Below are 18,510 nucleotides of genomic sequence, written 5' to 3' on the forward strand. Positions count from 1 at the left end.
GCGGCCGCTGGGGAGGCTTGAAATGAGCGTCCAATCCATGATGTGGGCATTGGGGCAGCAAGAAGTCGATCCGCTCGAAAAGTTCGTGCTGCTCTGCATCTGTGACAACGCGCAGGAGCCGTTTTCCAGCGTCAGTACCGCCTCTATCGCGCGCTACACCAACGTTCCGGAGGATCAGGTCAAGCGCCTCATTGAGGGCCTTGAAGATCGAGGTCTGATCGAGGTTGCGGGGCGCGATCGTTTCATCTTGGCCTTCGAAGGTGATGCTCCCGCCAAACCATCCTACCGGAAGAAGGTGATCGGCCCGAGGGTTCGGCTATCCGTGTTTGAGCGCGACGGGTACGCCTGCCTGCGCTGCGGTAGCCGGGCCGATCTGCGGGCCGATCACGTAGTCCCAGAGATCCAGGGTGGCGAAGCCACGGAAGACAACCTTCAAACCCTGTGTGCCCCTTGCAACAGCTGGAAGGGCACGAAGACCGTAGATTTTCGTGGTCAAGGGAGGCGCACAGCATGAGCATCATCCGCGCGCCTCGCCCTGAGGCCAATTTCTACATGCTCAACAAGTCGATCAGCGAGGACGGGCGCCTGAGCTGGGCTGCCCGTGGCCTCCTGGTGTTCCTGCTGGGCAAGCCAGACCACTGGGCCGTGTCCGTCACCCACCTGCGCAACGAGACCGCCAATTCGTCGAAGCCTACCGGTCGTGACGGCGTGTATGGCCTGCTGCAAGAGCTTATTGCAGCGGGCTATGTCGAGCGCCGCCAGGACCGTGGCGAGTCCGGTTTGCTGGGTGAAACCCACTACGTCGTCTCGGAAACACCGCTTCCGGCTTTGCCGTATCCGGTTGAACCGCTTCCGGCTCAGCCGTATCCGGCAAATCCGACACTAGTAAGTATTGAAGGTAAGCAAGGACTGAAGGGAGTAAGGACTGACTCTCGCGAAGGCGAGTTGGTCGACTTCGAACGGTTCTGGTCGCTGTACCCGCGCAAGGTGAGCAAGGCCGACGCCAAGAAAGCCTGGGCGAAGATCAAGGTCACCGCTGATCTGTTCGACCTGATGGCCAAAGCCCTGGCTGCCTGGACCGTGTCGACCGACTGGACCAAGGACGGCGGCCAGTTCATTCCGCACGCATCCACCTGGCTGAACGGCAAGCGCTGGGAAGACGAACTGCCCCAGCCGGCAGGCGCCGCCCCGTTCGCATCCCGCTGCCCGGCCAGCGGCCCCGACTTCAACGATACCAGCTGGGCTGATGACCTGGGGGGCTTATGAGCGCACAACCGAAACTGCGCAGCGTCACGCAGATCATGGCGGCGACCAAGAACGTGCCTGACGAGGTGCAGGCCCCGGCCAAGCAGCTGGACCCGGGCACCACCGAAGTCGTCAACGCCCTGTTCAAGGAGCTGCAGGCCATCTTCCCGGCGTGGAAGCAGGCCTGGCCTGATGATGACTCGCTGAAGGCTGCAAAACGCAGCTGGATCAAGTCCTTCGTTGCGGCGGACATCAACACGCTCGAGCAGATCCGCTTCGGCATCCAGAAATGCCGAGTGCTTGGTACCGACTTCGCCCCGAGCAGCGGCAAGTTCATCAAGCTGTGTCAGCCGACGCCGGAAGAGATGGGCATTCCGCCGCTTGCGAGGGCCCTGGCAGAGGCGCTGGAGAACTTCCACCCCAGCAGGGCAGGTGCACGCCAATGGTCGCACGCAGCGGTGCGCCACGCGGCCCTGCAGTGCGAAGCGCAGAACCTGGGGCAGATGGAGCCAGAGCGGGCCGAGAAGGTCTTCGCCCGCGCCTACGACATCACCATCCGCATGCTGGTCGCCGGCGAACCCCTGAGCGACATCGCCACCGGCATCGGCCACGACAGCCAGAAGAGCCTGATTGAGTTGGCCGACGAGTACGCAAGCCAACGCCAGGCCCGCCTGCTGGACCTGCAGCAGATCCCATCAACCGCTGCCGCGTGCCGTGCACACCTGCTGGCCAAGTTGAACATCAAGCGCGCCGGGCAGCCGGCCGGGGAGGGCGTATGAACCTTGAAGATCGTGAATTGCTCGACCTGGCCGCCAAGGCTTCGGGTGTAAACATTTGGTGGGATGGAGATTCGCCGAAGGAGGTCGTTCAGCACTGGAGCGGAAATCCTGAAGATGGCGGTGAGACCAGAGACTACCCCTGGAATCCACTTGCCGATCTGGACCAGGCAAAAAACCTTCGGCACAGGCTCTGCCTGAGCACCGGATATGACGATCGATTCTTCGGTCCGTGCGCCTACGCCACGTACCCGACCGGCCCTGACTCTTGCAATTCAATCATGCAGAGCGTGGCAGATGCCGGTGGCAAGCGTGCAGCACTGCGCCGAGCCATCGTCCGAGCCGCCGCCGAGATGGGCAAAGCGATGCAGGAGAAGCACTGATGGACACCAACAAGATGCGCGAGCAGTTCGAGGCGTGGGTGCTGCGCGATTACCCAAACCAGAACATGCGTCGCTTCAATAACGGCGAGTACTGCAGCACGACGGTCGAGCACTGCTGGCTTTCCTGGCAGGCCTCTCGCGAGGTCGTGGTGGTGGAGCTGGGTGCGCCATCGCACTGGGTCGCCGACTACGCAGCCTGTGGCGGCGGCCAGACCGTGTTCGATGCCGAAAAGGCTAGCAAGGTTACCGACCCCATGTGCTCGAAGACTCCTGCTTACACCATCCATGCGCTGGAGAAAGCCGGCCTGAAGGTGGCGCCATGAGGAACATCAAAACGCGCGAAGGTTTCGAGTTCTGGGATCGGCTCAACGCCATCCCGCGCTTCAGCTTCCTGCTGGCGCCTTCAGGCACCCGAATCCAGAGGTTCGAGGACATCAGCGGCAACTGGATCGATGTGCACGAGGCGCAGAAGTTGATGGACGCCGCTCAGGAAGAAATCAACGACCTGCGCGAGCGGCTGGAGCGGCTCCAGCCGAAGGCGGTGGCGCCATGAACGCTTTTGCCATGTGGCTTGGCTATGCGGTCATGGCGTGCGCTGGAGCTGCCTTGGTCGCCCTGGTTCTCTTCGCCCTGTCCTACGCCTGCGTCACGATCGTGAACAAGTGGATCAAGGCGATGATGCGCGCCTACGACCTGAACATCCTGCGCAAGACCATGCGTCAGCTGGAGGCCGAGGGGAAGGTGAGCAAGAAGACAGGAGTTCGACCATGACTGACTTCGTGATGCGGAGCATGGAAGACGCCAGCCGGCTGTTCGGCCTGCTCCAGGCCCAAGACTTCACCCGACCCAAGAAGATCGTCATCAAGGACCAGGACCGCAGCGCCGAGCAAAACAAAAAACTCCACGCCTGCCTGAGCGATATCGCCAAGCAGGTCGAGCATGCCGGCAAGAAGTGGGACGTCCTGATCTGGAAGCGCCTCCTGACGGCCGCCTGGCTGCGTGAGAGCGGTGAACAGCCTCAACTGATACCGGCGCTCGACGGGAATGGCTTCGACGTCGTGTACGAGCGCACAAGCCAGCTCAGCGTGAAGCAGTGCGCGAGTCTGCTGGAGTGGATTCAGGCTTTCGGCGCGGAGCATCAGGTGCGCTGGAGTCAGAAGGATCTGTGGGAGGGGCGGTACTGATGAGTCATCAATTCAAGCCAGGCGACTTGGCACTTGTCATCGCCTCTCCCCGCAAAGACAACCCGAATGTAGGCCGATGCGTTGAGCTTCTGTGCCTGGTCATGCCTGGCGAAACAGTTCCAATGCCATCTGGTCGCGGACTCCACAACGTCAGCGATAGGTCTGCGTGGATGTGCTACGCCCCTGGCCTGTTGTTGGGCGACCTGGATGCTGGGGGCATCGACCTGATACTCCCTGAGCGCCTATCACCGCTGCGCGGGGACTTCACCCCGGAGCAGCAGAAAGCCAAGGAGGCTGAGCCATGCGCGTAGCCGAGATTAAGCCGAAGAAATGCAAGGCGCCAGGTTGCGGCCAGCGCTTCAAGCCGACAATGACCACCCAGAAGGTGTGCAGCATCGCCTGTGCGCTGGCTGTGTCGAAGGATTCGAAGGTGCAGAAGGTGGCGGCCAAGGCCATCACCAAGCAGGCCCGTCAGGACCTGCAGGAGCGCCGGGAGAAGCTGAAGACCCGCCGCGAGCACATGGCCGAGGCACAGACCGCGTTCAATGCCTACATCCGCGCGCGCGACGCCGGCCTGCCGTGCATCAGCTGCGACGCGAACCCAAGCGACCACGACCTCATCACCGGCAGTCGCTGGGACGCTGGCCATTACCGGTCGGTGGGCGCCTGCCCTGAGCTGCGCTTCGAGCCGCTCAACGTGCACCGCCAATGCGTGAAGTGCAATCGGAACTTGTCGGGCAACGCGGTCGAGTACCGCATCCGCCTGGTGAAGCGCATCGGCGCCGCGGCCGTGGAGTTCCTCGAAGGGCCTCATAAGCCCCAGCGCCTGACCATCGAAGACCTGCAGGCCATCAAGGCCCTGTACAGGCAGAAGCTCAAAGATCTGAGGAGGGCAGCAGCATGACACCAGCATGGGGATTCCTGATTTTGGCCACCCTCATGGTGGTGGGCGGCGTATCGCTGTCCTGGGCGGGAGCGGTGCGCCGCAAGCGGTACTACGAAGAATTCATTTTGAGCAAGGCCAGGCGGGCAGGGGGTAAACCATGAAGTACCAGAGCGTTTTGGCAGCGGTGGTTCGCGCCCTTGCGGCAGAGACCATGAGTGGCGTGGGCGGCAGTGACTTCGAGCCAAAGGTCCAGGCATCGAAGCTGAAGGGCGAGATCACCGGGAAGGATGCGGCGATGCTGGTGGATTGCTGGGTGCACGCCCGCCTGCACAGCAAGCTGATCCCACGGCACTGGAATGCGCTGACGGCCAGGTTCTCGACCCACAAAGCCAAGAAGGTCGAGGCCATTGGCAAGTTGGTGCCGCTGATCGCCACCCAGGCGCCTAACCTGTTCCGGTACAAGGCGGTCACCGCCTGGGCGATCCCTCCTGTGAAAGGAGTGCAAACGCATTCGGGGCATGAGGTGGCCAGCCGTGCGGCCCGTGAGCGTGCACAGTTCGACTCGCTGCATGCAGGCGTGGTCAAGCACCTGGAGGGCGGCGAGATGCCCGAGGACGCCGGCCAGGCGCGCCGCGAGCAGTACGTGAAGCGCTCCACCGACATGATCGTGCTCCCGGCCGAGTTCTACGACATCAACACCTGGGATGGCCAGGGCCTGAACAGGACCACGTATTGGCGCTGGAAGAAGGCGATCGAGAAGGTGCTCGATGAGATGGTCGCCGAGGCTTTGGCTGCCTCCAGCAAGATTCTGGAGGACGAAGGCGTTTTGATGGCAACTGCCGCTTGACAACTCTGCAACGGTGCAACAAAATTCTTGCATCCTGTCATTCCTGCGCGTGTTGAGGAGTGATCAAAAAGAACCCGGCCAAGTGCCGGGTTTTTTATTGGCCCCACGAGGGCCTCAAGAGGCCCGGTCATAAGTCAGGATTTAGGGTTCCATACCCGGATAAACGATCTTCGGAGTGCCCACGGCATACGACTCGACACCGGTGATCTGCAAGCGCAAGCCAAACAGGGCCAAGGCATTTTCGACGCTCTCAAGCTTCGACGAGTGCTCGAAGTCAACCAACCTGCCTGCGGCGACAGGAGAGATGCTCAGCATTTCCGCCAGGTCGGACCGGGTCTTGTTGGTCTTAACAAGCATGTTCCAAAGCAGTGCCTTGGCTACGATAACGCCAGGGAGCCGTACATGGTGATCTCCTCGATCAGTCGAATACGGGATTGGCTGTCGCCGCTCAACGTAGATCGACATGGCCAAGGTGATGCCCTCAACTGCGTTTTCTAGCAGTTCGACAAGGGTATCCCCGACGCTGTGCGCCTCTGGAACATCCGGGCAGGATGACCAAAAGTGCCCGTTTTCCTCGTGTGCCACGATTTTGTAATCGAACATAGTTCCTCTCTTGGGGCTGACTGGAAGTGCGTTCAGGGAGGTGGGGCCTCATTTGAGGCCCAGTTGCTTGATGATTTCCTTCCTAAGCCCTTCACCAATCTCCTTGGATCCGTGGCTTGGGAAGATCGTCTGGCGGTCCTTGTAGCGAATCTTGAAGTGGCTGCCGTTGGCTGACTTCGAGAACTCGACCCCTTGGGCCTCCAACCATCTCCTGAACTCGCTGTACTTCATCAACCCTCCGTTGTGTGTTGATGGGTTCATTGTATAAACATTTATGTTCAGTGTAAACACAAATGTTAATTTTATTTGTTGCACTGGGGATCTGATATGGCCGAACCAACAAGCGCCGCTGCCAGCGTAGTGCTGGGCAAGTACGGGGTGGTGATGGCTGCATTCATCGGCTCGATCCTGTCGCTTGGCTTTCTGAAGGATCTGACCCGCTTCCAGGCCGCTACTGCGGTAGCCACTGGCTTCGGCTTCTCGGTCTACCTGACCCAGCCCGTCACCGCCTGGCTTGCCCCAAAGCTTGAGCTTGCGGTCACCGATGATCTGCTGTGTGGAGTAGCGTTCGTGCTTGGCCTCACCGCAATGAACATCATCCCCGCGATCAAGGCTGCCATGGGGTCGTTCGTCACGGCGCGAGGTGCCTGATATGAACAACATCCTGGTTTCAGCGATGACCGCCCTGGACGTGTTCCTGTGCGTCATGGTCGTGCTCGCTGCCTGCGATTACCTGCGCAAGGTCCGCCCGGTGGATCAGCCACTGCTGAGCATCGCCTTCTACCTGGTAGCCATCGGCGGATTCGGTGCGTTCGTCACATCCCTGCAAGGACACTGGGTAAACCCATTCGGCGTGATGCTTCACGCCGGGGTGGTTGCCTATGCCTGGGCCCGTCGCGGTCACGTCTTCAGCTGATCCGCGCCACAAAATCGAGGTGCGCCGTTTCGTGGCGCGGAGAACCGCATGACCACCATCGCATACAAGGACGGCGTGATCGCCTACGACTCCCGGCAGACCCGCAGCGGCTCGATCGTTTCGGATGACGCAGTCAAGCATCAGGTCGTGGATAGCGTGAGCTTCTTCCTTTCCGGCGCTGTATGCGACGAGAAGGCCCTGATCGCGGCCTACTTCGGTACGCCATCACCGGTTCCTGTCGAGTGCTCGGGCTATGTGGTAGATGGCGGAAGGCTGCAGATGGTCGGCCATGACGACAAGACCGGCGTATGGCGGCAGGATCTCGACCCGACCAACCCTGATGCGATTGGCAGCGGGTATGCCTATGCCCTGGCTGCAATGGACATGGGGGCAAGCGCTGAGGAAGCGGTGCGCGCCGCCATGAAGCGTGACATCTACACCGGCGGGAAGGTTCGCACAGTTCGAATCGCCCGCGATCAGTAAGGATTCGACATGAACACCAAGCAACCCGACTGGGAGGCGATCGAACGAGCCTACCGGGCCGGGTCGCTTTCGGTTCGCGCTATTGGGGAATCTCAAGGCGTCAACCACGCCACCATCCTCAAGCGAGCGAAGAAGGAAGGGTGGGCTCGCGATCTGACCGAGCAAGTCAGGATAGCGACAAAGCAGAAGGTAACCACATCGGTAACCAGCACCAGTAACCAGGCACCACCGGTTACCGACGCCGATATAATCGACGAAGCATCCAGCCAGGCTGCTTCGGTAGTGCTCGCTCACCGCACTGGCTTGGCCAACTGGCGTTCGATCGCCGACAAGCTCTCGGTTGCTTTGGCCGATATGGACGTCAACGAAGAGAACCTGGGCGACTTCTCCCGGGCGCTCAATGCTGGCGTCGATGCTCAGCTCAAGGTCATCAAGGGCGAGCGGCAGGCATATGGCCTGGACAGCGAGGAAGGCAACAAGACGGTTGACGAGCTCGCCGCCATGATGGATGAACTCTCGAAGGATGCCTGACCATGAAGCCCGAGCACATGAAACTGCTCCGGGACCGGTTCTGGCGGCTGAACAACCTGTATTTCATCACGGACAAGCAGGGCAAGAAGGTCCGTTTCCGCATGACGCAGGAGCAGATCGATTACTTCCAGGGGATGCACACCCGCAACATCATCCTCAAGGCCCGGCAGCTGGGGTTCACGACCCTGGTCTGCATCGTCCAACTGGATGCCGCGCTGTTCGAGGCTGCCAAGTGCGCCCTGATCGCCCACACCCTGAACGACGCAAAGCGGCTGTTCCGGGAGAAGATCAAGTACGCCTACGACCACCTGCCGAAAGAGATCAGGGCGGCCAACCCAGCGCGCAATGACGCTGCGGGCGAACTGGTGTTCAGCAAGGGCGGGTCGTTGTACGTATCGACCTCCTTCCGCGGCGGCACGCTGCGCTATCTGCACGTTTCCGAGTTCGGGAAGATCTGCGCGAAGTTCCCGCACAAGGCGCGCGAGATCGTCACTGGTGCGTTCGAGGCCGTGGCCGCTGAGTGCTTCGTCACCATTGAGTCGACGGCAGAAGGCCGGGCCGGATACTTCTTCGACTACAGCCAGTCCGCCGAGAAGCAGCAGCTGGCCGGCGTGCCCCTGGGCCTGCTGGACTGGAAGTTCTTCTTCTTCAGCTGGTGGCGCAACCCGTTGTACTGGCTGGACCCGACAGACGTCCTGATCCCGGACCGACTCACAAAGTATTTCGACGACCTGGGCGCCAAGTACGGGATCGTCACCAACACTGGCCAGCGCGCCTGGTACACCGCCAAGGAAAAGACCCTCGGCGACGACATGAAGCGCGAGTACCCGTCGATTCCTGCCGAAGCCTTCCAGCAGACCATCGAGGGCGCCTACTACGCCAAGCAGTTCACCAAGCTCTACGCCGCCCAGCGCATCGGCAAGCTGCCCGACAACAGCCACCTGCCGGTGCACACGTTCTGGGACATCGGCGTGGGCGACTCCACGGCCATCTGGTTCGTCCGGATCGTCGGTGAAGAATTCCACGTCATCGACTTCTACCAGAACAGCGGCGAGGGCCTGCGGCACTACATGAAGGTGCTGAAGGATCGCGGTTATACCTACGGCGAGCACTGGGGCCCCCACGACATCGACAACCGGGAATTTGGTAGCGACGGCAAGACTCGGCGAGAAATCGCGCGAGAGGGCTACGAGATCGACGGACAGCGCTATTCGCTCACCTTCCAGGTGGTGCCGAAACTGAGCATCGACGAAGGCATTGAGCAAACGCGGGAGATTCTGCCACGCTGCGCCTTCGATGAGGCCAAGTGCGAGGAGGGCATCACCGCCCTGGAGAGCTACCGCAAGGAATGGGACGACAAGCGCGGCTGCTGGAAAGACAAGCCGCTTCATGACTGGTCATCCCACCCGTCCGACGCCTTCCGCTACTTCGCCGTAGCCAAAACCAAGCGCTCCAGGGTTGAGCACATACCCGTCACGTTCACATTCTGAGGCCACCATGCCGAATTACAGCGCTACCCGGCAGGAGTACAACGACGCTCTGCCGAGCTGGCGCCTGGTCAAGCGATGCGTGGCCGGCGCCCGAGAGGTGCGAAAGCACGACGAATACCTGCCAATGCCGGACCCGACAAACCAGTCGGCGGAAAACCTCGAGCGGTACCGCCAGCTGAAGAAGCGGGCCATGTTCCTCAACGTGACCGGGCGCACGCGAACCGGCCTGCTGGGCGCCGTGTTTCGCAAAACGGCTGAGGTGCAGTTACCAACTGGCGTGCAGTACCTGCTGGAGAACGCCAGCGGCGACGGCACCAGCCTCGAACAACTGTCCAAGGAGGCCGTAGGCGAGTGCCTGGACACTGGTCGCGGCGGGTTCCTGACCGATTACCCCAAGCTGGAAGGCGAGAGCGGCCGACCACGCACAGCAGCAGAGTCAGCTGGCAATCAGGCCTGGGTGCACCATTACCCGGCCGAGAGCATCGTCAACTGGCGCGAGGATGTGGTTCAGGGGCGCAAGCGGCTCACCCTGGTCGTGCTGCGTGAGCTGATCAACAAGCCCAGCGAAGATGGCTTCACCTTCGACCCGGTGGAACAGTACCGCGCACTCTTTCTCGAGGGTGGCGTCTACAAGCAGCGCGTCTACAGCGAGGACGCACCGGAAGGCGCGGAGAGCATTCCCGCCGACCAGGCTGGTAACGCCTTTGGCCACATCCCATTCCACTTCTACGGCGCCGAGAACAACGACGCCGCGGTGGACAAAGGGCCGCTGGAAGACATCGCCGACGTCAACATCCTGCACTACGGCAACAGTGCCACGGTGGAGGAGGCCGGCTTCATCAGCTCGCAGCCGACGTTGTTCATGACCACCAGCATCACGCCGGAGGACTTCGCCAAGTTCAACCCGAACGGCGTGCACATCGGCTCTCGACGCGGGATCAACCTGGGCGCCCAAGGCAGCGCCACCATGCTGCAGGCCAAGGAAACCCAGCTGGCCCTGGAGCTGATGCGCGACAAGCAGGACCAGATGCTGATGATCGGCGCCCGCATCGTCCAGAAGGGCGGTGGTGCCGAGACGGCAGAGGCCGTGCGCATCCGCTACAGCTCGGACAACAGCGTGCTGGGCACCATCGCCGGCAACGTGTCCGAGGCGCTGAAGCTGGCCATACTCGACGCCGAGCGCTTCATGATCGGGCAGCCTGACCTGGCTGGTACGGTGTTCTGGCTCAATCAGGAGTTCTTCGACGAGGCCATGGATGCCCAGATGATCCTGGCCCAGGTCCAGCTGTGGCAGCAGGGCATCATCGCCAAGCGCGACCTACGCACCAACCTGCGCCAGGCCGGCACCATCGAGTCGGACCGCACGGACGACGATATCGACGACGACATCGAGGCCCAGCCGCCGGTAGCGACCAGCGATCCCGTGACCGGTGGCGAAGATGAGCAGTGAAGGCTATCTGTCTGACGCGGCGACCCGCCACCAGGTCTACGTCCAACGGTACGCGGCCGGCAACCTGAAGCGGGTGGCCAAGTTCATCACCAAGGCCATCAACACGGCAAAGACTGCCGTTCGCGGCGGCCTGAGCGCCTACGGAACGCGCCGTTACACCAGCGAGATCGACGCCTTGCAGCGCGACCTGCAGGGCATCTACAGCGACCTCAAGGGCCAGGCAATGCTGGATCTCGGCGAGTTTGCCGGGTACGAGTCGGCGTTCAGCGCGCGCATGCTTGGTCAGGTGGTCACCGCTGTAGTCCAGACGCAGGTTCCGGCCGCCGACCTTGTCGCAGCTGCTGCGCTGGCTGAGCCAATGCAGCTTGAAGCTCGGGCTGGTGTTCAGCGCATCAGCATTGCCGGCGCTCTTGACCAGTTCGGTACTGCCAAGTCGGCACAGATCGTGGGTGAAATCCAGATCGGTTCCGCCCTTGGCGAGACCAGCCAGCAGATCTCCCGGCGCCTGACCAGCATGCACCAGCTGCAGCAGGACCAGGCATCAGCGCTGGTGCGCACCATGACCAACCACATTGCTAGCACGGCTCGGGCCGAGACGTTCAAGGCCAACGAAGACATCCTGGCCGGGAAGCGACGCATCGCCACGCTGGACGGGCGCACATCGCCGTTCTGCCGGTCGATCGATAACACGGTGGTGCCATTCAGCGCACCGTCGCCGCCTTTCCACTGGAACTGCCGGACCTCCGAGATACCGGTGCTCAAACCCGAATTTGAGCGTGAGATACCGGGCTCGGTCAGGCCGGCAGTGGGGCCGGATGGCGCTGAGCAGGTGTCGAGCAAGACGACATACCAGCAGTGGCTCGCCCGCCAGCCTGTCGCGTTCCAGATCGATGTCCTTGGGCCGGCCCGCTACAAGCTGTTCAGTAAGGGCGAGCTGACCCTGGACAAGTTCGTGGACCAGAACGGCAAGCAGATCACGCTGGACGAGCTCAGACAGCTTGAACCGCGCGCCTTCGAGCGTGCAGGACTTTGAACAGCCGGCCATGAGCCGGTTTTTTTACGCCCGCGGCTGAGCCAACGGCAAATCATCCGGGGGATGACATGAAATACCTGATCGACAAAGCAGCATTCGACGCACTCGAGCCAGCCCTGCAGGCCCTCTACAAGGCCCAGGGCGAAAACTACGTGCTGGCGGTTGAGGGATTGCCTCAGTCCGAGGACGTGGAAGGCCTGAAGCGCCAGAACCAGACCCTGCTGGACGAAGCGAAGGAAGCCAAGCGCAAAGCGCGCGAAGCCCAGGATCAGCTGACCCAGAAGGAACTGGACGCAGCCAAGGCCCGGGGCGACTACGAGTCGCTCTACACCAGCAGCGAGCAGGCCTTGGCCGCCGAGCGCCAGAAGCTGGCAGACCTGCAGGCGGGCATCGAGAAGCGCGACCTGTCCGGTGCCGCTTCCAAGGTCGCGGCGCTGATCGCTGACGGCCCGAACGCCGAGATCCTGGCCGAGTTCCTGGAGCGCCGGCTGCGCATTGTCGATGGCCAGGTACGTGTCACCGATGCCAGCGGGAACCTCACGGTATCCACGCTGGAGGATCTCGGGAAAGAGTTTCAGAAAGAGCCGCGCTATGCCTCCCTGGTGCGCGGCTCCCAAGCCAACGGCGGCGGGGCTGCTGGTGGCAAAGGTGGCGGGGCCGCCAAAACCCTCAGCGACATGAGCGAGCCAGAGCGCATTGCTCTGCAGCGCGATAACCCATCCGAGTTCCAGCGACTGCTGGACCAGGCAAAACGTAAGGAGTAAGGCCCCATGCCTATCACCACCATTGGTGACATCGTTACCGGCAACATCCCGGTACTCACCTCGTACCTCACCCAGGACCCGGTGGAGAAGACCGCGTTCTTCACCTCGGGCATCCTGACCCCGACCCCGTACGCCTCCCAGATCGCCAACGGCCCGTCGAACATCGCCAACATCCCGTTCTGGAAGGCAATCGACGCATCGATCGAGCCGAACTACTCGAACGACGTGTACGCCGACGTTGCCGAGCCGCGCGCGATCAACACTGGCGACATGCTTGCCCGCGTTGCGTACCTCAACGAAGGTTTCGGCCAAGCTGACCTGACCGTCGAGCTCACCAGCCAGAACCCGCTGCAATCCGTGGCGTCCCGCCTCGACAATTTCTGGCAGCGCCAGGCTCAGCGCCGCCTGCTGGCGACCTCGCTGGGCATGTACAACGACAACATCGCAGCAACCGATGCCTACCACACCCAGAACGACATGGTGATCGACGTGTCGGCCGCTGGTGGCTTCGATGCCGGTGCCTTCATCGACGCCACCCAGACCATGGGTGATGCGCTGATGGGGCCAACTGGCCAGGTGCTGGGCGTCATGGCCATGCACAGCTTCGTGTATGGCGACATGCGCAAGAAGCAGCTGATCGACTTCATCCGTGACGCCGACAACAACACCCAGATTGCCACCTACCAGGGCTATCAGCTGGTGATCGACGACCAGATGACCGTGATCGGCACCGGCAACGCCCGCAAGTTCATCAACGTGATCTTCGGTCGCGGCGCCATCGGCTACGGCGAGGGCAGCCCGCAGCACCCGGTCGAGTACGAGCGCCAGGCGGCCCGTGGCAATGGTGGCGGTGTCGAGGTGCTGTGGTCGCGCAAAACCTGGCTGCTGCACCCGCTGGGCTACAGCTTCCTGAGCGCCACCATCACCGGCAACGGCACCGAAACCACCCCGCGCTCCGCGTCGTGGTCGGATCTGGCCTTGGCCACCAACTGGAACCGAGTGGTCGAGCGCAAGCACGTGCCAGTCGCCTTCCTGGTCACCGGCGTACCTGCCGCCTAATCCACCCGGGGCGGTTCGCCGCCCCAATCAGGAGATGAACGCATGGCTACCCCGAAAACTGGCAAGGGCCTGCCCCGATCCATGAAGAATGCAAGGCCCGCAGCGTCGACCGTGCAGGTTGCCGCAGATGCAACCAACGGCGTCACTGCTGGCGACCTTCAAGCCACCATCAGCGCGCTGGCCGCGCGGATCAAAGCACTGGAGAGCGCGTGATGAGCGACAACAACGTGAAGAAAACCCGTTTCGACGGCCTTGAAGTCGGAAGCGATGGCCAGGTGAAGCTCAAGTCTGCCGATGTGCCCGATTCGGAACTGCTTCCGGCAGATCCCCAGTCAGGTGGTGAGCACTTCAACGGCGGCGGCGAGCTGCAAGCACAGTTCCTGCGGCTCAAGGACGAAAACACAGGTCTGGCTGCCGAGAATCAGCAACTGAAGGCCCGCGTATCCGAGCTTGAATCGGCCGAAAGCGATCGCCTCGCGGCTGAGAAGGAAGAGCAAGACCGGCTGGCTGCCGAGAAGGAAGTCGAAGAGCTGAAGGCCAAGCTCGACGCCGCCGGCGTCACCTACCGCGCCAACGCCTCGAAAGAGTCGCTGCAGAAGCTGGTAGACGACCTGCCCAAGTAACACCGGGGCTTCGGCCCCCATTCATCTCAGCGGAGGCCTGATGGCTACCTACATTACCGTCGCGGATGTCGACGCCATCCTGGGTCCAGCCTGGGCGCCCGACGACAAGAAGGCCATGGCGGTAGCGCAGGCCAACGCATACCTCACCTCGTTGCGGCTGTGCGGCATCGACATGGATGCCGTGCCGGAGGAGGTGAAGCAGGCCGGGGCTCAGCTGGCCCTGGTTGCGTCCACCGGCCAGTTGTACCAGCAGCAGACCGAGGGCTCGCTCGAGGCGAAGAGCGTGAAGGCTGGCTCGGTATCAACCAGTCGCACGTATGCCGCGCTTGATCGGACCAGCACTGGCGCGCAGCCAGAGGGCGTTCAATTCGCTCTGGCACTGGTCTCGCCCTGGCGCTGCAACCCGTTCACATTCGCCGTGGACAGGGGGTAGCCATGGGTTTACGCGATGACGTACAAATCGACCTGGCTGCGGCCTTCGACGATGACCTGGCCGATGCCGTGCAGGCATTCGCTGGCACCTACATGGGGCCTGGCGTCACTGATCCAGTAACCGAGGAAACTACCGCCCAGCCGGTAACCTACACCGGTCGAGGCGTGTTCGATAACTACGACAGCCGTCGGATCGACAACATCAACATTCTGGTGGGTGACGTCCTGCTGATCTGCCTGGCCAACGAGGTCACGGACAAGCCAGCCGTAGGCCACGAGATCACCGCCGACGACCTGATCACAGGCGTGCCGGTGAAATACCGCATCGTCAGCCCCGGCATCGACCCGGCCAAGGCCCACTACGAGATCCAACTGAGGAAGTGACCATGTCCAGAAGGGGCTGGAGCACACCGCCCAGCTTGTTCGCTGGAGTGGTGGAGGAGCAACTGAGCCAGCGCGTTCGAGTCATCGCCATCGCGCTCCTCAACGAAATCGTTCTGCGCTCGCCGGTGGACACTGGGCGATTCCGTGGCAACAACATCGTCAGCGTCGGCGCGCCGGTTTACACCAGCACCGTCAACGTCGACCCAACGGGCGCAGAAACCCTCCAGGCGGGTGTGCGGACAGTCACCGGCCTGGAGCCATACACGCAGGTCTTCATCCAGAACAATCTGCCGTATGCAGGCCCGCTTGAGGATGGCCATTCCCAGCAGGCGCCGGCCGGCATCTACGCGGTGTCGTTCAACGGCGTTGCCGAGGCCTACAGGACATGACCTTCGAACAGATCCGGGCCATCGTCACTGGCCGCATGACGCAGTGGGCGGGCATTCCCGCAGACGCTGTCGATTACCCGAACAATCCGCAAGGGCCTTTCAACCCGGCTGGCAAGTCCATATGGGCACGACTGGCAGACGTACCAGGCCTGGCCAGCGCGCCAGAGACCGGGATCGGCCCCTGCGTTCGCCGCACCGGCATCATCATGATTCAGCTGTTCGTCCCCAGCTACAAGGGAACCTTGGCCATCACCAAGGCCGCCGACACGCTGGTGCAGCACTTTGAGTTCTACAGCGACCCGACCGGGCCATTTGACTGCTACGCGGCATCGGCCGCGACGATTGGCGATGACGGCCATGGCTGGTACCAGGTCAACGTGTCGATCCCATACCGGGCCTACTGAACCCTCAACATCCACCGCCACATGGCGGTTTTTTTACGCCTATCGATAGGAGAAACCGCATGTCGAGCGGAGCCAAGGTCCAGCTGGCCTGGATCAAAGAAGTAACCCCCGGCGTGACCCCGGCCGGCGACTGGAACGTGCTGACGCGCATCAGCAACGGCCTGATGCCGACCTTCAACTCGGAAGAAAACAACGAAATCGGCTTCACCCGCATGTCGCAGGGCACTGCCCAGACCACCGTGGACGTGGGCGGCGACATCGAGACCAAGTGGCGCTTCGGCGCGCTGGACGAATTCATGGCCTCCTGCTTCGGCAAGGCCTGGGCGGCGAACGTCCTGACCATGGGCGACGACCGCATCACGTTCTCGATCGCCTCGTACGCGACCGACATCGGTGTGTCGGCCATTGCCCGCGGCGTGCAAGTCGCCACCATGAACTTCGATTTCCCTGGTGACAACGAGGTCACGGTCACTACGACCATGGCCGCGCGCGCCTGGGATGACAAGGGCGACAACACCTCGTTCATCATCAACGCCCAGCCCGAGACCAGCCAGCGCCGCTTCAGCTTCAAGGACATCAGCGGCCTGAAGATCAACGGCGTCCAGGTTGGCGAAGACAACGCCTGCGTAGACAGCTTCAACCTGCAGTTCGACAACGCCGTCCAGACCCAGCGCTGCATCGGCAACGGTAATCCATACCCGGGCAACATCATTGCCACCACGTTCACCCCGTCCGGCGCGATCACCATCAGCTGGTCGAAGATGGCCTACGAGCTGTGGAAGGCCCAGAAGGGTAACGACGCCATCAGCTTGGAATTCACCATCGGCAACGCCGACGGCGGCTACAAGTTCCTGATCCCTGAGATGGAAGTCACCGCAGACTGGCCTGATGGCGGATCGACCGACATCATCCAGGTAGAACTGAACTACACCGCCCGCCGCGTGGCCCCGACCATCACCCGTCTGCCGGCGCCGATCGTTGTGGCTACCGTGGATGTCACCCCGGCCACCCTGAGCCTGGAAGTAGGCGATACCGGCGACCTCGAAGTCGTGGTCACCCCGGCCGGTGCCAGCCAGCAGGTCACCTGGACCAGTTCCGCCCCGGCAATCGCCAGCGTGAGCGAGACAGGCTTGGTGAAAGGCCTGACCGTCGGCACCGCCACCATCACGGCCACCAGCGTCGCAGACGGCACCAAGACCGATACCTGCGCTGTCACCGTCACCGCTTAACCCTTTGCCCGGCGCGCCCTGCGGTGTGCGTCGGGCCTTTTACCGCAGAGGAATACCATGGGCATCACCATTGCACGAAAGCCTGAACTGGATATCAACGGCGAGCGCTGGGTGCACTTCAAGGTCGGCCCGGGCGGCCTGGCTGTGAAGTGCGATCAGGGCCCGGACACGGCGGCGATTCTGGTCGCATCCATTGCCAACCCAATCTACAAGTCGCACCAAGCCGTAATCCGCCGGCACCTCGCCGCGCTGAATCAGCAAGCTGGCGTGGGCACGGCAGGCTTCACCATCGACTCCATCCCCGATGTTGAGCTCGAAACCGACGACGATCTGTTCATCGACCTCGCCACCAAGCACCTGATCAAGGACTGGCAGGGTATCGACGTCGAAGAGCGCCCGGGCGAGCCGGCCAAGTACACCCCGCAGCTGTGCAAGGCGCTGATCGAGCAGATGCCAAGCATCTACTTCCTGGCCCTGCGCACCGGCCTGGACATTGCCAAGCGCATCGAGGAGCAGGCCAAGGCCACTGCGGAAAAGCAGTAGCGGCATATCGCTGGGGTAGGGACTGGGCCGGGCTGGAGAACGAGAAGAAGCGCTGGAAGCATGAGCGCCTTGGCCTCAAGGCCCAGGAGCCCCCAGAGATCGACGACGTGGTCGCCGAGATCCTTGAGGCCTACGGGCATATCGGAAGGTCCAGGCAGTACGTCGGAATGATGGGGGCTCCGGCCCCGATCGCACCGGCAGCCATTGCTGAATACCTCGACCGCTACCCCTCTGTGATATGCCGCGAAGAGTTCGACGCCGCCATCTTCGCCCTGGACGACGAGTTCCGCCGGCGGTGGGATGAGCAGAATCAAAAAGAGGGTGAAAAAGTCAGGTCCAAGAAGTAGCCGCTGCTCAGGCCATCCGTTGGTCCGTGCACCCATGAAGTGCTAGCATCCAGCCATACGTTCATACAGGGATGAGTTTATGTTTGCAGTGAGATTCGTGGTTTTGGCATTTCTGGCTGCTTACAGCTTGGGCATGGGGACCATACCAGCTAATGAGCTGAATGCTTTTGGCAAGCTCGTCGTGTTTTCTGGGCTGATCAGCGTGCCGCTGCTTTACATGCTTCCCACGATCGAAGCTAAGTTGCGCGGGCACACCAATATCGCCTCAATTGCGCTCGTTAACCTGTTCCTCGGCTGGTCGCTGATTGGCTGGGTAGTCGCACTGGTATGGGCCTTCAAAAAGCCAGAAACGGCACCTGCAGTGGCCGCTCCGAACAAAGAGGCGCCGGTAGTGGAACAGGCTGCCGCAGCCACAAAAACCTGCCCATTCTGCGCTGAAGATATCAAGGTGGAAGCCATCAAGTGCAAGCACTGTGGCAGCTCCCTAGTGGTGAGCTAACACCAAACAC

At 61.9% G+C, this 18,510-nt stretch carries 33 protein-coding genes; 31 read left to right on the plus strand and 2 right to left on the minus strand.

Going from position 1 to position 18,510, the window contains the following annotated elements:
- Positions 1-22: 22 nt before the first annotated feature.
- The 12 genes from CKW35_RS00580 (at position 23) to CKW35_RS00630 (ending at position 5,321) form a co-directional block, all read left to right on the plus strand.
- Positions 23-514 (plus strand): HNH endonuclease, encoded by a 492-nt coding sequence (locus CKW35_RS00580; protein ID WP_095114729.1) that lies wholly within the window; start codon positions 23-25, stop codon positions 512-514.
- The gene (locus CKW35_RS00585; protein WP_095114732.1) at positions 511-1,266 is read left to right on the plus strand and encodes a hypothetical protein; all 756 of its coding nucleotides are present in this window, start codon (positions 511-513) and stop codon (positions 1,264-1,266) included. Before CKW35_RS00580 ends, CKW35_RS00585 begins: the two co-directional genes overlap by 4 nt.
- The gene (locus CKW35_RS00590; protein WP_095114734.1) at positions 1,263-2,024 is read left to right on the plus strand and encodes a replication protein P; all 762 of its coding nucleotides are present in this window, start codon (positions 1,263-1,265) and stop codon (positions 2,022-2,024) included. Before CKW35_RS00585 ends, CKW35_RS00590 begins: the two co-directional genes overlap by 4 nt.
- Complete coding sequence (locus CKW35_RS00595) at positions 2,021-2,404, plus strand: hypothetical protein (RefSeq protein ID WP_095114736.1); 384 nt, start codon at positions 2,021-2,023, stop codon at positions 2,402-2,404. Before CKW35_RS00590 ends, CKW35_RS00595 begins: the two co-directional genes overlap by 4 nt.
- The gene (locus tag CKW35_RS00600; RefSeq protein WP_095114738.1) at positions 2,404-2,727 is read left to right on the plus strand and encodes a hypothetical protein; all 324 of its coding nucleotides are present in this window, start codon (positions 2,404-2,406) and stop codon (positions 2,725-2,727) included. The genes CKW35_RS00595 and CKW35_RS00600 overlap by 1 nt, the downstream gene beginning before the upstream one ends.
- Positions 2,724-2,957: a hypothetical protein gene (locus CKW35_RS00605; RefSeq protein ID WP_095114740.1), complete on the plus strand. Its 234-nt coding sequence runs from the start codon at positions 2,724-2,726 to the stop codon at positions 2,955-2,957. The genes CKW35_RS00600 and CKW35_RS00605 overlap by 4 nt, the downstream gene beginning before the upstream one ends.
- Entirely contained in the window at positions 2,954-3,175 is a 222-nt protein-coding gene (locus tag CKW35_RS00610; RefSeq protein WP_095114743.1) for a hypothetical protein, read from the plus strand. The genes CKW35_RS00605 and CKW35_RS00610 overlap by 4 nt, the downstream gene beginning before the upstream one ends.
- The gene (locus tag CKW35_RS00615; RefSeq protein WP_095114745.1) at positions 3,172-3,588 is read left to right on the plus strand and encodes a recombination protein NinB; all 417 of its coding nucleotides are present in this window, start codon (positions 3,172-3,174) and stop codon (positions 3,586-3,588) included. The genes CKW35_RS00610 and CKW35_RS00615 overlap by 4 nt, the downstream gene beginning before the upstream one ends.
- A 170-nt stretch (positions 3,589-3,758) precedes the next feature.
- Complete coding sequence (locus CKW35_RS28220; RefSeq protein WP_159971650.1) at positions 3,759-3,899, plus strand: hypothetical protein; 141 nt, start codon at positions 3,759-3,761, stop codon at positions 3,897-3,899.
- On the plus strand, positions 3,890-4,492 hold the full coding sequence (locus tag CKW35_RS00625) for a recombination protein NinG (protein WP_095114749.1): 603 nt from the start codon (positions 3,890-3,892) through the stop codon (positions 4,490-4,492). Before CKW35_RS28220 ends, CKW35_RS00625 begins: the two co-directional genes overlap by 10 nt.
- Complete coding sequence (locus CKW35_RS28305; RefSeq protein WP_177434952.1) at positions 4,489-4,635, plus strand: hypothetical protein; 147 nt, start codon at positions 4,489-4,491, stop codon at positions 4,633-4,635. Before CKW35_RS00625 ends, CKW35_RS28305 begins: the two co-directional genes overlap by 4 nt.
- Positions 4,632-5,321: a hypothetical protein gene (locus tag CKW35_RS00630; RefSeq protein WP_095114751.1), complete on the plus strand. Its 690-nt coding sequence runs from the start codon at positions 4,632-4,634 to the stop codon at positions 5,319-5,321. Before CKW35_RS28305 ends, CKW35_RS00630 begins: the two co-directional genes overlap by 4 nt.
- A gap of 141 nt (positions 5,322-5,462) precedes the next feature.
- Here CKW35_RS00630 and CKW35_RS00635 read toward each other — a convergent pair whose 3' ends face one another.
- Both CKW35_RS00635 and CKW35_RS00640 read right to left on the minus strand, forming a co-directional pair.
- A complete protein-coding gene (locus CKW35_RS00635; RefSeq protein WP_095114753.1) occupies positions 5,463-5,924 on the minus strand; it encodes a type II toxin-antitoxin system HicB family antitoxin in 462 nt (153 codons plus the stop codon).
- Positions 5,925-5,972: 48 nt separating this feature from the next.
- Positions 5,973-6,155 (minus strand): type II toxin-antitoxin system HicA family toxin, encoded by a 183-nt coding sequence (locus CKW35_RS00640; RefSeq protein WP_024718231.1) that lies wholly within the window; start codon positions 6,153-6,155, stop codon positions 5,973-5,975.
- 96 nt (positions 6,156-6,251) lie between these two features.
- Between CKW35_RS00640 and CKW35_RS00645 the strand changes: the two genes are divergently transcribed.
- From CKW35_RS00645 to CKW35_RS00730, 19 genes are all read left to right on the plus strand, one after another.
- Positions 6,252-6,575 (plus strand): hypothetical protein, encoded by a 324-nt coding sequence (locus tag CKW35_RS00645; RefSeq protein ID WP_054882101.1) that lies wholly within the window; start codon positions 6,252-6,254, stop codon positions 6,573-6,575.
- 1 nt (position 6,576) lies between these two features.
- Positions 6,577-6,840, plus strand: coding sequence for a hypothetical protein (locus CKW35_RS00650; RefSeq protein WP_095114755.1), 264 nt, complete (start codon positions 6,577-6,579; stop codon positions 6,838-6,840).
- Positions 6,841-6,888: 48 nt separating this feature from the next.
- Positions 6,889-7,323, plus strand: a complete 435-nt coding sequence (locus tag CKW35_RS00655) for a proteasome subunit beta (protein ID WP_095114757.1) — start codon at positions 6,889-6,891, stop codon at positions 7,321-7,323.
- A gap of 9 nt (positions 7,324-7,332) precedes the next feature.
- Positions 7,333-7,854 (plus strand): hypothetical protein, encoded by a 522-nt coding sequence (locus tag CKW35_RS00660; RefSeq protein WP_095114759.1) that lies wholly within the window; start codon positions 7,333-7,335, stop codon positions 7,852-7,854.
- 2 nt (positions 7,855-7,856) lie between these two features.
- On the plus strand, positions 7,857-9,344 hold the full coding sequence (locus CKW35_RS00665; protein ID WP_095114761.1) for a terminase: 1,488 nt from the start codon (positions 7,857-7,859) through the stop codon (positions 9,342-9,344).
- A 7-nt stretch (positions 9,345-9,351) separates the two neighbouring features.
- Positions 9,352-10,794, plus strand: coding sequence for a DUF4055 domain-containing protein (locus CKW35_RS00670; RefSeq protein ID WP_095114763.1), 1,443 nt, complete (start codon positions 9,352-9,354; stop codon positions 10,792-10,794).
- Entirely contained in the window at positions 10,784-11,827 is a 1,044-nt protein-coding gene (locus CKW35_RS00675; protein ID WP_095114765.1) for a phage minor head protein, read from the plus strand. Before CKW35_RS00670 ends, CKW35_RS00675 begins: the two co-directional genes overlap by 11 nt.
- Before the next feature lie 68 nt (positions 11,828-11,895).
- Positions 11,896-12,591 (plus strand): hypothetical protein, encoded by a 696-nt coding sequence (locus CKW35_RS00680; protein ID WP_095114767.1) that lies wholly within the window; start codon positions 11,896-11,898, stop codon positions 12,589-12,591.
- A gap of 6 nt (positions 12,592-12,597) precedes the next feature.
- Entirely contained in the window at positions 12,598-13,650 is a 1,053-nt protein-coding gene (locus CKW35_RS00685) for a hypothetical protein (RefSeq protein ID WP_095114769.1), read from the plus strand.
- A 42-nt stretch (positions 13,651-13,692) separates the two neighbouring features.
- Positions 13,693-13,863, plus strand: coding sequence for a hypothetical protein (locus CKW35_RS28225; protein ID WP_159971652.1), 171 nt, complete (start codon positions 13,693-13,695; stop codon positions 13,861-13,863).
- Complete coding sequence (locus CKW35_RS00690; protein ID WP_095114771.1) at positions 13,863-14,273, plus strand: hypothetical protein; 411 nt, start codon at positions 13,863-13,865, stop codon at positions 14,271-14,273. Before CKW35_RS28225 ends, CKW35_RS00690 begins: the two co-directional genes overlap by 1 nt.
- Before the next feature lie 40 nt (positions 14,274-14,313).
- Positions 14,314-14,706, plus strand: a complete 393-nt coding sequence (locus CKW35_RS00695) for a protein singed (protein WP_095114773.1) — start codon at positions 14,314-14,316, stop codon at positions 14,704-14,706.
- Positions 14,707-14,708: 2 nt separating this feature from the next.
- Positions 14,709-15,089, plus strand: a complete 381-nt coding sequence (locus tag CKW35_RS00700) for a glutamate 5-kinase (protein ID WP_095114775.1) — start codon at positions 14,709-14,711, stop codon at positions 15,087-15,089.
- A 2-nt stretch (positions 15,090-15,091) separates the two neighbouring features.
- A complete protein-coding gene (locus CKW35_RS00705) occupies positions 15,092-15,478 on the plus strand; it encodes a hypothetical protein (protein WP_095114777.1) in 387 nt (128 codons plus the stop codon).
- Positions 15,475-15,882 (plus strand): phage tail terminator-like protein, encoded by a 408-nt coding sequence (locus tag CKW35_RS00710; protein ID WP_054882226.1) that lies wholly within the window; start codon positions 15,475-15,477, stop codon positions 15,880-15,882. The genes CKW35_RS00705 and CKW35_RS00710 overlap by 4 nt, the downstream gene beginning before the upstream one ends.
- Before the next feature lie 59 nt (positions 15,883-15,941).
- Positions 15,942-17,111: a phage tail tube protein gene (locus CKW35_RS00715; protein ID WP_095114779.1), complete on the plus strand. Its 1,170-nt coding sequence runs from the start codon at positions 15,942-15,944 to the stop codon at positions 17,109-17,111.
- Between the two features lie 57 nt (positions 17,112-17,168).
- Positions 17,169-17,654: a hypothetical protein gene (locus CKW35_RS00720; protein ID WP_017147745.1), complete on the plus strand. Its 486-nt coding sequence runs from the start codon at positions 17,169-17,171 to the stop codon at positions 17,652-17,654.
- Between the two features lie 107 nt (positions 17,655-17,761).
- Complete coding sequence (locus CKW35_RS00725; protein WP_095114781.1) at positions 17,762-18,001, plus strand: hypothetical protein; 240 nt, start codon at positions 17,762-17,764, stop codon at positions 17,999-18,001.
- Positions 18,002-18,080: 79 nt separating this feature from the next.
- Positions 18,081-18,500 carry a superinfection immunity protein gene (locus CKW35_RS00730; RefSeq protein ID WP_218192380.1) on the plus strand — a complete coding sequence of 140 codons (420 nt, stop codon included), beginning with the start codon at positions 18,081-18,083 and terminating at the stop codon, positions 18,498-18,500.
- The last annotated feature ends 10 nt before the right edge of the window (positions 18,501-18,510 follow it).

Origin of the sequence: Pseudomonas sp. Irchel 3F3, from assembly GCF_900187545.1 — a bacterium.
In the GTDB taxonomy this organism is placed as follows: Bacteria; Pseudomonadota; Gammaproteobacteria; order Pseudomonadales; family Pseudomonadaceae; genus Aquipseudomonas; species Aquipseudomonas fortuita.

Bases quoted from the DNA above. Each gene is read 5' to 3' on its own strand.
- CKW35_RS00580 (WP_095114729.1), top strand. From the start codon at position 23: ATGAGCGTCCAATCCATGATGTGGGCATTGGGGCAGCAAGAAGTCGAT.
- CKW35_RS00585 (WP_095114732.1), top strand. From the start codon at position 511: ATGAGCATCATCCGCGCGCCTCGCCCTGAGGCCAATTTCTACATGCTC.
- CKW35_RS00590 (WP_095114734.1), top strand. From the start codon at position 1,263: ATGAGCGCACAACCGAAACTGCGCAGCGTCACGCAGATCATGGCGGCG.
- CKW35_RS00595 (WP_095114736.1), top strand. From the start codon at position 2,021: ATGAACCTTGAAGATCGTGAATTGCTCGACCTGGCCGCCAAGGCTTCG.
- CKW35_RS00600 (WP_095114738.1), top strand. From the start codon at position 2,404: ATGGACACCAACAAGATGCGCGAGCAGTTCGAGGCGTGGGTGCTGCGC.
- CKW35_RS00605 (WP_095114740.1), top strand. From the start codon at position 2,724: ATGAGGAACATCAAAACGCGCGAAGGTTTCGAGTTCTGGGATCGGCTC.
- CKW35_RS00610 (WP_095114743.1), top strand. From the start codon at position 2,954: ATGAACGCTTTTGCCATGTGGCTTGGCTATGCGGTCATGGCGTGCGCT.
- CKW35_RS00615 (WP_095114745.1), top strand. From the start codon at position 3,172: ATGACTGACTTCGTGATGCGGAGCATGGAAGACGCCAGCCGGCTGTTC.
- CKW35_RS28220 (WP_159971650.1), top strand. From the start codon at position 3,759: ATGTGCTACGCCCCTGGCCTGTTGTTGGGCGACCTGGATGCTGGGGGC.
- CKW35_RS00625 (WP_095114749.1), top strand. From the start codon at position 3,890: ATGCGCGTAGCCGAGATTAAGCCGAAGAAATGCAAGGCGCCAGGTTGC.
- CKW35_RS28305 (WP_177434952.1), top strand. From the start codon at position 4,489: ATGACACCAGCATGGGGATTCCTGATTTTGGCCACCCTCATGGTGGTG.
- CKW35_RS00630 (WP_095114751.1), top strand. From the start codon at position 4,632: ATGAAGTACCAGAGCGTTTTGGCAGCGGTGGTTCGCGCCCTTGCGGCA.
- CKW35_RS00635 (WP_095114753.1), bottom strand. From the start codon at position 5,924: ATGTTCGATTACAAAATCGTGGCACACGAGGAAAACGGGCACTTTTGG.
- CKW35_RS00640 (WP_024718231.1), bottom strand. From the start codon at position 6,155: ATGAAGTACAGCGAGTTCAGGAGATGGTTGGAGGCCCAAGGGGTCGAG.
- CKW35_RS00645 (WP_054882101.1), top strand. From the start codon at position 6,252: ATGGCCGAACCAACAAGCGCCGCTGCCAGCGTAGTGCTGGGCAAGTAC.
- CKW35_RS00650 (WP_095114755.1), top strand. From the start codon at position 6,577: ATGAACAACATCCTGGTTTCAGCGATGACCGCCCTGGACGTGTTCCTG.
- CKW35_RS00655 (WP_095114757.1), top strand. From the start codon at position 6,889: ATGACCACCATCGCATACAAGGACGGCGTGATCGCCTACGACTCCCGG.
- CKW35_RS00660 (WP_095114759.1), top strand. From the start codon at position 7,333: ATGAACACCAAGCAACCCGACTGGGAGGCGATCGAACGAGCCTACCGG.
- CKW35_RS00665 (WP_095114761.1), top strand. From the start codon at position 7,857: ATGAAGCCCGAGCACATGAAACTGCTCCGGGACCGGTTCTGGCGGCTG.
- CKW35_RS00670 (WP_095114763.1), top strand. From the start codon at position 9,352: ATGCCGAATTACAGCGCTACCCGGCAGGAGTACAACGACGCTCTGCCG.
- CKW35_RS00675 (WP_095114765.1), top strand. From the start codon at position 10,784: ATGAGCAGTGAAGGCTATCTGTCTGACGCGGCGACCCGCCACCAGGTC.
- CKW35_RS00680 (WP_095114767.1), top strand. From the start codon at position 11,896: ATGAAATACCTGATCGACAAAGCAGCATTCGACGCACTCGAGCCAGCC.
- CKW35_RS00685 (WP_095114769.1), top strand. From the start codon at position 12,598: ATGCCTATCACCACCATTGGTGACATCGTTACCGGCAACATCCCGGTA.
- CKW35_RS28225 (WP_159971652.1), top strand. From the start codon at position 13,693: ATGGCTACCCCGAAAACTGGCAAGGGCCTGCCCCGATCCATGAAGAAT.
- CKW35_RS00690 (WP_095114771.1), top strand. From the start codon at position 13,863: ATGAGCGACAACAACGTGAAGAAAACCCGTTTCGACGGCCTTGAAGTC.
- CKW35_RS00695 (WP_095114773.1), top strand. From the start codon at position 14,314: ATGGCTACCTACATTACCGTCGCGGATGTCGACGCCATCCTGGGTCCA.
- CKW35_RS00700 (WP_095114775.1), top strand. From the start codon at position 14,709: ATGGGTTTACGCGATGACGTACAAATCGACCTGGCTGCGGCCTTCGAC.
- CKW35_RS00705 (WP_095114777.1), top strand. From the start codon at position 15,092: ATGTCCAGAAGGGGCTGGAGCACACCGCCCAGCTTGTTCGCTGGAGTG.
- CKW35_RS00710 (WP_054882226.1), top strand. From the start codon at position 15,475: ATGACCTTCGAACAGATCCGGGCCATCGTCACTGGCCGCATGACGCAG.
- CKW35_RS00715 (WP_095114779.1), top strand. From the start codon at position 15,942: ATGTCGAGCGGAGCCAAGGTCCAGCTGGCCTGGATCAAAGAAGTAACC.
- CKW35_RS00720 (WP_017147745.1), top strand. From the start codon at position 17,169: ATGGGCATCACCATTGCACGAAAGCCTGAACTGGATATCAACGGCGAG.
- CKW35_RS00730 (WP_218192380.1), top strand. From the start codon at position 18,081: ATGTTTGCAGTGAGATTCGTGGTTTTGGCATTTCTGGCTGCTTACAGC.